Source organism: Methylophaga pinxianii, assembly GCF_020447225.1.
GTDB classification, from domain to species: domain Bacteria; phylum Pseudomonadota; class Gammaproteobacteria; order Nitrosococcales; family Methylophagaceae; genus Methylophaga; species Methylophaga pinxianii.
This window is the reverse complement of sequence record NZ_JAJAEO010000121.1, coordinates 1-8,798: the sequence shown is the minus strand read 5'-3', so window position 1 is coordinate 8,798 and position 8,798 is coordinate 1. Positions and strand designations below refer to the sequence as shown.

The 8,798-nt window shown below is 43.7% G+C and carries 11 protein-coding genes; 3 read left to right on the top strand and 8 right to left on the bottom strand.

All coding sequences use genetic code 11. The annotated features are described in order from the left end of the window. Positions 1 to 881: NAD(P)-dependent alcohol dehydrogenase (locus LGT40_RS01290; protein WP_226343137.1), on the top strand; the 881-nt coding region annotated here is incomplete at its 5' end. A gap of 4 nt (positions 882 to 885) precedes the next feature. On the opposite strand, the gene norR is transcribed toward LGT40_RS01290, so the two are convergent. Further along, positions 886 to 2,463, bottom strand: coding sequence for a nitric oxide reductase transcriptional regulator NorR (norR, locus tag LGT40_RS01285; RefSeq protein ID WP_226074422.1), 1,578 nt, complete (start codon positions 2,461 to 2,463; stop codon positions 886 to 888). A gap of 193 nt (positions 2,464 to 2,656) precedes the next feature. Here norR and hmpA point away from each other — a divergent pair, with 193 nt between their 5' ends. Beyond that, positions 2,657 to 3,847 carry an NO-inducible flavohemoprotein gene (gene hmpA / locus LGT40_RS01280; RefSeq protein WP_226074424.1) on the top strand — a complete coding sequence of 397 codons (1,191 nt, stop codon included), beginning with the start codon at positions 2,657 to 2,659 and terminating at the stop codon, positions 3,845 to 3,847. Between the two features lie 56 nt (positions 3,848 to 3,903). Here the strand turns inward: hmpA and LGT40_RS01275 are convergent, their stop codons facing one another. Then, complete coding sequence (locus tag LGT40_RS01275; RefSeq protein WP_226074432.1) at positions 3,904 to 4,290, bottom strand: diacylglycerol kinase; 387 nt, start codon at positions 4,288 to 4,290, stop codon at positions 3,904 to 3,906. A 165-nt stretch (positions 4,291 to 4,455) separates the two neighbouring features. On the opposite strand from LGT40_RS01275, the gene LGT40_RS01270 reads away from it, so the two are divergent. Next, positions 4,456 to 4,758 carry a hypothetical protein gene (locus LGT40_RS01270; RefSeq protein ID WP_226074440.1) on the top strand — a complete coding sequence of 101 codons (303 nt, stop codon included), beginning with the start codon at positions 4,456 to 4,458 and terminating at the stop codon, positions 4,756 to 4,758. A gap of 3 nt (positions 4,759 to 4,761) precedes the next feature. Here LGT40_RS01270 and LGT40_RS01265 read toward each other — a convergent pair whose 3' ends face one another. The 6 genes from LGT40_RS01265 to LGT40_RS01240 all read right to left on the bottom strand — a co-directional run. After that, positions 4,762 to 5,451 (bottom strand): hypothetical protein, encoded by a 690-nt coding sequence (locus tag LGT40_RS01265; protein WP_226074442.1) that lies wholly within the window; start codon positions 5,449 to 5,451, stop codon positions 4,762 to 4,764. Continuing rightward, the gene (locus tag LGT40_RS01260; RefSeq protein WP_226074444.1) at positions 5,444 to 6,226 is read right to left on the bottom strand and encodes an FTR1 family protein; all 783 of its coding nucleotides are present in this window, start codon (positions 6,224 to 6,226) and stop codon (positions 5,444 to 5,446) included. Before LGT40_RS01260 ends, LGT40_RS01265 begins: the two co-directional genes overlap by 8 nt. A gap of 2 nt (positions 6,227 to 6,228) precedes the next feature. Beyond that, a complete protein-coding gene (locus tag LGT40_RS01255) occupies positions 6,229 to 6,564 on the bottom strand; it encodes a cupredoxin domain-containing protein (RefSeq protein WP_319000256.1) in 336 nt (111 codons plus the stop codon). Continuing rightward, positions 6,564 to 7,889, bottom strand: coding sequence for a sensor histidine kinase (locus tag LGT40_RS01250; RefSeq protein WP_226074447.1), 1,326 nt, complete (start codon positions 7,887 to 7,889; stop codon positions 6,564 to 6,566). Before LGT40_RS01250 ends, LGT40_RS01255 begins: the two co-directional genes overlap by 1 nt. Further along, on the bottom strand, positions 7,886 to 8,545 hold the full coding sequence (locus LGT40_RS01245) for a response regulator (protein ID WP_014707166.1): 660 nt from the start codon (positions 8,543 to 8,545) through the stop codon (positions 7,886 to 7,888). The genes LGT40_RS01250 and LGT40_RS01245 overlap by 4 nt, the downstream gene beginning before the upstream one ends. After that, positions 8,526 to 8,798, bottom strand: a 273-nt coding sequence (locus LGT40_RS01240) for a tetratricopeptide repeat protein (RefSeq protein ID WP_438861565.1), incomplete at its 5' end; no start/stop codon positions are given. The genes LGT40_RS01240 and LGT40_RS01245, both read right to left, overlap by 20 nt.

Here is an 8,798-nt window from a genome sequence, read left to right as displayed (position 1 = left end):
ATCCGCTGGTACCGGGACACGAAATTGTGGGTCGGATCACTGAAATTGGCTCAGCAGTGACCAAATTCAAAGCCGGTGACCATGTTGCTGTGGGTTGTATGGTCGACAGTTGTCAGGACTGCGATGAATGTCATAACGACCATGAGCAATATTGCCGCAACGGTTTTACTTTGACCTACGGTTCCCCCGACAGAATCAGTGGTGATATGACTCAAGGCGGGTATTCAAAACATTTGGTGGTACGTGAAGAGTTTGTATTACACCTCCCGGAAAATCTGGATCTGGCACGAGCAGCGCCACTGCTTTGTGCAGGAATTACTACTTATTCTCCACTCAGAGAATGGAACGTTGGGCCGGGCAGCCGGGTCGGCGTGGTCGGAATGGGTGGACTGGGTCATATGGCAATTAAACTGGCCGTGGGATTAGGTGCGCATGTGACCGTTATCAGTACTTCTCCAAAGAAACAACAAGATGCCATCGACCTTGGTGCACATGCTTTTCTGGTCTCTAAAGACGAGACAGCAATGGAAAGCGCGGGTTCAAGCTTTGATTTAATTATCGATACCGTGCCAGTCAATCATGATCTGAATCCCTACATTCCATTGCTGGATAATGATGCCACGCTGGTATTGGTTGGACAGATTGGCCCGGTTGAAGGGCCAAATACGGCACCCATGATTTTCGGCCGTCGCCGTATTGCGGGTTCGTTGATTGGTGGAATTGCCGAAACTCAGGAAATGCTGGATTTTTGTGGACGTATGAATATCTTGCCAGAATGCGAAATGATCAAAATGGATGAGATTAATGAAGCCTTTGAACGTATGGAAAAATCCGATGTGCGTTACCGTTTTGTCATTGATATGGCTTCATTAAGCGCATAACCGGTTAATGATTTACCACCGTTTTTTTAATTGAAACGCCCAGGCGTTTTGCCATTCTGACCAAATTGGCCCGATCGGTTTTCAGTGATCGGGCCGCTTCACTCCAGTTGCCATTAGCTTGGCTAACAGCCGTTAAAATGCACTGTTTTTGAAATTCATTGGTAGCGGTTTTGAGATCCAGTCCCGTGGATAAACTTGATTTCAACTCAGTGTTTTTTTCAACAGAATTTTCAGCAATTTGAGTTTCCGGTAACTCAAGAAACGCTCGATGTAATGAAATGATGCCGGTCGTTGTCGGTTTCGCTTTGGCTTTTAACGATGCACGACTGATTACATGCTCCAGTTCGCGAACATTTCCCGGCCAGTGATAATTTGTTAAAGCCAGTTCTGCATCCTGCGAGAGCCGCAATTGCCTTATGCCTAATTTGCGACGTGTTTTTTCCAGAAAGTAACCTGCCAATAACAAAACGTCTTGTTCTCTATCTTTTAACGGTGGAACCTGGATTGGATAAACCGATAAACGGTGGTACAAATCAGCTCTGAAACGACCCTCGCTGACCTCTTCTGCAAGATTCCGGTTAGTCGCAGCAATCACGCGAACATCAACCTGTTCGACATTATCTTTACCCACCGGCTGTATTTCACCACTTTGTAATACACGTAACAGCTTACTTTGCACCGCTAATGGCAACTCTCCAACTTCATCTAAAAACAGGCTACCACCGTGGGCTAACTGAAATTTACCCGCCCTTTCCCGATCCGCTCCGGTAAAAGCGCCTTTGGTATGACCGAATAATTCGGCTTCAGCCAAAGTTTCCGGCAAAGAAGCACAGTTTATGTGGACTAACGGTTTATCTTTACGCAATGATAATTGGTGCACCGTGCGTGCAACCAGCTCTTTTCCGACGCCGGTTTCACCCGTGATCAACACCGTATAGTCCGAACTGGCGACCAGCTGAATCTCGTTTTTCAAGGTTTGCATGGCTGGGCTTTGACCTATCAACTCTCCCCCATCTTTTAACAAGGCTTCCTGTGTCAGTTCCTGCACCAGTTGCTGTGCATGCTGGGCGCTGATTTCAAGCTTTTTAAATTCCAGTGCGGTTTTCAATGTTGCTGCTGATAAGGCGGCTATCAGTTCCAGCGTTTTGAGACTGATATTGTTAAAACTTCCTGCCTGCAGACTGTCAATGGTCACCAATCCTATGACTTTTTGATCCGAGTACAATGGCAATCCCATACAGGAATGAACCGGCAGATCGCCGGATCGGGCCAATAGCAAACCATCATAGGGATCGGGTAAGTTACAGTTATCCGGGAAGATAAGCGGTTTACTGGCATGGCATAGCTGCTCAAGTCTGGGGTGTTCATTCAGATAAAAACGTCGACCCAATACTTCAGAAGATAATCCCTGTATTGCCAGAGGCGTTAACAGATTTTCGTGCAAACCCAATAAAGCAACGGCATCGCATTTAATGGCTTTACGGATCGAGGCCAACAGACGATCAAAACGATCGTCATTATTGATACTGTTTGCCAGATCCAGCGCGACTTCAAGTAATAAGGTTGAATCAAAATCCTGCATAATGGTCTCAACTTGCCAATTAAAGTCAATTTATCATCATTGAGTCATATAGACATAATTAATTGTGAGTCAATATGACATATTAATAACCCAGGAAACAACTATATAATTGATTTATAAACCATTAATCAACTGGCATAACCTCTGCAAACAAATAGGTGAATTCATTTAACCGTTTGTTAAGAGGTTGTATATGTTAGATACCAGAACTATTGAAATCGTTAAAAGTACTCTGCCTTTATTGGAAAATGCTGGGGTTGAAGTCACCGATCATTTTTATAAACGCATGTTCAGTCATAACCCTGAATTGAAAGATATTTTCAACCTGAGTAATCAGGCCACCGGCCGACAACAGTTTGCTTTGTTCAGCGCCGTGGCGATGTATGCCAGGCATATCGATGATTTGGCCGCGTTAGGAGAACTGGTTGAACGCGTGGCGCATAAACATGTCAGTTTTGATATTCAGCCCGATCAATATCAAATCGTCGGCCATCATCTTATAGAAACTCTCCGCGAACTGGCACCAGATGCCTTTACCGACGAAGTGGCTGATGCCTGGGTCAAGGCTTATGGATTATTGGCAAAGGTATTAATTGGTCGCGAAAAGGAGATCTATAGCGATTATCAAACCAAAACCGGAGGCTGGACCGGTGCTCGTTTATTTGAAGTCAAAGCCAAAACGCCTGAATCAGAATTGGTCACCAGTTTTACCTTTGTTCCAGTGGATGGAGGTGAGATTGCGAGTTACCAACCAGGCCAATATCTGGCCGTCAAAGTAAAACCTGATCAGGCAGAAAATATTGAAATCAGACAATATTCTATTTCTGATACATTCAATGGCGAAAGCTATCGAATCAGCGTCAAACGTGAATCTCAACCACAGCCTGGTCTGGTTTCTAATTATTTACACGACGCAGTACGCGTTGGTGACTATATTGAATTAATGCCACCTACGGGTAATTTCTATCTGGCACATCTGGACAAACCGACAGTGCTGATTTCTGCTGGTGTGGGAATTACACCGATGATGGCTATGCTGCAAACATTGCTTAAGAGTCAAACTGATCAAACGATCTGGTTTTTGCATGCTTGTAAAAATAAAAGCCAGCACAACTTTGCCGCGCAATTGAAAAATAATGCTAACACCTCAGAAAAACTGCATTATTACTATTGGTATACACAGGATGAAGGAACAGACAAACAAGCTCTCAATGGTTTGTTGGATTTAACCAGATTACAGTATGAGTTGCCATTGATTGACGGTGATTTTTATATTTGTGGGCCCGTTGAATTTATGCGCTTCATTAAACAACAATTGTTGGATTTAAATGTTGCAGCAGAACAAATTCATTATGAAGTTTTTGGTCCGCATAGCGATATCTGAAGCCTGCACGGAAAAGGAGAGCGAACTGTCGCTCTCCACCTGTTGGATACACAAAGTCAGATCAAACGCTGCCAAACACCCAGAAAGCTGGAAATAATCACTACAGCCCAGACAAATATCGCCACACCAGCTGCTGCGGCAGCAATATCTTTAATGATGCCGATTTTGTGATTATGACGTTCTTCCACGAAGTCGCACATAGCTTCGATGGCGGTATTAAACAATTCCGCACTTAAGGCAAAACCGGTTGCCATAATGATTAATGCGGCATCCACCCATTTGTGAAACCACAGTGACACCAGCACAACGATGACTGAGACGACAACTTTGTAAAGTACACTGAAGTCACTTAATACTGCATAACGCAGTCCTTTGATAATGGTGCGGAATTTTTTCAGCGGGTGATACCCGGCTTCGCCACTTTCCAGAAATTTATTTTTCATCGTTATCACTTTATTGTTTTATGAATTGTATGGAGTATCCTGTTGCGACCTCAAGCCCGTTCACCATAACCTAAATCATCAAAATATTTGTTTGCTAAATCCTTTGACAAAATCTTCATCTAGCTAGCAGTAGATTTACTGGATGAAAATTCAGGGGCTTTATAAATGAAACAAATCGTTTTGAGTTATTTCTTTGGTGGTTTTTTGATAACAATGTCCTTTGCTGTTCAGGCTGAGCAAATACAGGTTTGTGAGGATTGGGCCAGCAAAGCCGGGTCGTATATGTTGTTTCGTCAAATGAATACACCGATTCACGAAGCCATGGAAAATGCCATGGGTAATGTGACACGTGGATTATTGCTCAGTGCCTACCAGCAACCTGTTGAGGAAACCAATGAAGGCAAGCAGCAGGCAATAGACAATTTTAAAAATCAGACCTATGAGGATTGCATTGCCCAAATGCAATAACGTTTAGAATTCATACTCCAGTAAAGCTCGCCAGTTGGTATCGGCGGTTTTGGAAGATAACCCAGTCAGCACGCCCACTTCCCAATGCAGTTTTTTGCCAGGTGAAAGGCTGATATCTCCAAGAAACACCGGTCCAAGTGCACGGGTATCTTCGCCGGCATAAAACTCAATGGCTGGTTCAAAATAACGAGAAAGTCGATAACGGGTTTGTAATGATAAAGCGGTTTCAAATTCACTTTTCTGGGTTTCACCCCATTCATATTTAAGCCAGAAATTGCTGGTTGCCACCCATCTGCCCCACTCTTTCAAGGCGATTAATCCTGCTGCTGCTTCCCAGTTTTCATCATCACGTTGCCGTTCCAGTTCGGTTATCAGTCCCCAATCTATGCCGTACTCACCCTGTTCGGTCAGTTGCCAAAGCGCTTCAACTTCAAATGCCTGCAAACGAAAGTCATTATTTTGATTATCTTCGCCGATCAAATAACCTTCGATAAACAACCGATCAGTAAGACTTTTACCCAATCCCAATCGTTGAACCTGGCGTCCATCAGAGTCCGTCATTCGCCATTCAATTTCGCGTTCCAGTGGCTGCACATAGGGTGCATAGACTTTATCAACCGGATTACCATCGGCATGACTGAGCATGGGTAAAAGGCAGGCTAACAATAAAGCCGTACGACAAAGGTTAGTCATATTTTGGTTGGCCCTGTAAAAAACGTGCAGAAATAATGACCAGTATCATCAATGCCAGACTGGTCAGGTAGACCACAATCTGGCTCCATGTCGGCGTCGCTTCATATGCCATCAAGGCATACAGCAACTGACCGGGTAACGAGTGTTCACTGATAATATGAGAACTGTCCCAGACCGGTTCTGTTGAAGTTAACCAATCTGCTTGAATCAGAAACTGAGTGGCCTGAGACATCATGCTGCCGCCGACAATCACCACCAGAACACAGATAAATTTGGTTGCTGCCGCTGGCTTCAGCGCAATCATCAAGTGGTATAAAAAAATACCGCAGCTGACCCCTATGCCTAAACCAATCAGACTGCCAGATAACACAGACTGCATTAAAAAATGGTCACTACGAAACCCTGAAATATATAACATGATTTCAGCACTTTCCCGGCTGATTGCCAGAATAATCGCCCCCATCATCACTGCTTTGACCAGCCGGTTGGGTAAGACAATATTGCTGGAAATAAGCCATAAAAAACCGGTAAGTAACAAAAAAATACCAAGGTGGATCATGGTATTGGTGATCTCCTGACCGATACCTTCCAGCCAATTTGAAATTTCCGGTAAAAAGTACGCGTAAAAACCACCGGCAACCAATCCCAGAAAAATCGCTTTCAGCAAAAAATAACGTGACTGCTGACTTACCGTGGTAAAAGCCATGAAAAGACTGACCACCATCGCGGCTTCGAGCACTTCCCGTAGCACCAGAATCACACTATTGAGCAGCATGGTTATTTACCCTCCTCTTCAGCAATAATTTTGCCTTGAGCGGTTTTTGGGAAAAATTCTCCAAAAAACGGATAAACACCGGGGGACAAAGGGCCAATAAAAATAATTGCTTGAGTATTGCCAGGGATCACTTTTTCACGGTTTAGCTCATAACTTTCAAATTCTTCAGGTGTTGCATCCTGGTTTTTGACCAATAATTTCACCTTGGTATTGGCTGGGATAATCAGTTCATCAGGATAAAACAGATGATCCTTAATGAGGATTTCAAATGTGGGTGGCGCTGCATAACTATTTAATGAAATCAATAACATTGAAGTGAATATGAATACATTTTTCATCATTTTCTCAACGCGGCAGGAAAATCGATCACCACTTTCAGGCCACTCGCAAAAGTTGAATTACTGAGTTTTATCTCAGCATGATGCATTTCAATAATATGCTGAACAATGGCCAGCCCAAGACCACATCCGGGTAATTGCAGATCACTGTTTTCGTTCTGATAACGATAAAACCGGTCAAAAATACGTTCATACTGATCTGGTGGAATACCCGGCCCATCATCCTCAACGGTTAATCGCACTCCTTTTTCAGTCGGATGAACATGAATCACAATATGTCCCTTTGTCGGTGCATATTTGCTGGCATTGCTGAGTAAATTTTGTAACAGCGTTTCCAATGCAAAAAAATGCCCATATATTGTTGAGGACTTCCCAATTAATTCAATATGTTGCTGACGTTTTTCAAACTGTTGATAATCGCGAGCAATCACATCACTGGCTAATTTATACAGATCAATTGATTCCGCTTTTTTAGCAATCTGCTCAGGTGCCGTGCGATATAGCATCAGTATCTGGTTAACCAGATGGCTCATTCTGTTGACTGCGGCTTGCATAACCTGCCAATCCTCAGAGTTATCACCATAGGTTTTTCGCAGATTATGTAAATGAATCTGTAATGCACTGATGGGGGTTCGCAATTCATGGGCCGCATCAGCAGCAAATCGTTGTTCGCGCTGAAAACTCTGGTCAAGTCGCCAGAACAGCTGGTTGATAATTTTGACCAACTGGTTCATTTCTTTTGGCAAGTCAGCCAGTTCAATTGGTCTCAAATCATCAGCCTGCTTACTGGCAAGTTGTCTGGAAAGGTTTTTTAATGGTTTTAACCCCGTCCCGATAAGCCACCAGATGAAAATGGCGGCGATGACGATGCCAAAAAATGCCGGCAAAATAGTCGCTAACACAATATCTTCGGCCATAGAGCTGCGAACATCACTACGCTCACCGACAATAATCCAGCGTTCAGACAGGGGATCAGGATAAACATAGTTATGCCAGCGAAAGCCATTAAAATTGACATCATAAAAGCCTTTTTCAAAACGGCTCAGCGCAATATGAGGTGCTGTATCGGATCGCGTCAGCAGTTGTCCGTTGGCATCCCATATCTGAAAAAACAGATAATCACTGGTAGGTCTTTGAGCCGAATCAGAAGTGGTTTGAGCAACATGGGCTGATGCAATTAATTCAGCGGTATTAACCAACCGTTCATCAAATAAGCCTTGTGCGGTTTCAATACTGGACTGGTAGCCTTTCAGCAATGACACGAACATCACCAATATCAGCGTGGCGACCAATATCATCAGTAAATACAGTCGGATAGATTTCATTGATTACTGATTTGATAGCCTACACCGCGAATGGTTTTGATAAACCCTTCCGGAAGTTTTTTGCGTAAATGATGCACATGTACCTCAACAGCATTGCTAGCCACCTCCTCTCCCCAACTGTAAAGCTTGGATTCAAGACTGTCTCTAGTCTGCACCCGTCCGACATTCTCCATCAGGATTTTCAGTAACATAAATTCGCGACGCGGTAACTCAACCAGGGCATCATCGACTTTTAACTGCATGGTTTTGTTATCAAGACTGACGGGGCCAATCTGCAATGCGGCATGTTGCTGACTGCTCAGACGACGTTCAAAAACTCTTAACCTGGCCAGCAGTTCGTCGATATCAAATGGTTTGGCCAGATAATCATCAGCACCGGCATCCAGCCCAATAACCCGATCATTGATGCTGCCTCGAGCCGTTAATACCAATATTGGTAAGCTTGCATTCACCTTACGGATCTCTGCCAATACCGCTGTACCATCCATGTCCGGTAAGCCCAGATCAAGGATCACGATATCCGGAGCAGCGGTTTTAATACTGTTTATTGCCTGGCGTCCCAGGCTTAAATGATTGACGGTAAACCGGTCATGGCGTAGCGAACGCATAAGTCCCTGCGCCAATGACAGATCGTCTTCAATTAACAGTATTTGCATCGGTTTGGTCATTCATCTGTTTGTTAACTTCAGCCAACGCCTTGTCGATTTCCATTAAACGGCCTTTATCTGCCAGTGGTCTATCTGCTCTGGGAGCCGCTTTTTTAGCAAATAACAGATAAGACTCAGCTTGTTTATACTGTTTTTTATCCATTAAAAACAACGCATAAAAGTAATTACTATCAATACCTTGCGGATTTAATCTCAATGCATTTTTTAGTAATTTTTCTGCTGTCGCTTTATCCCCAAAACC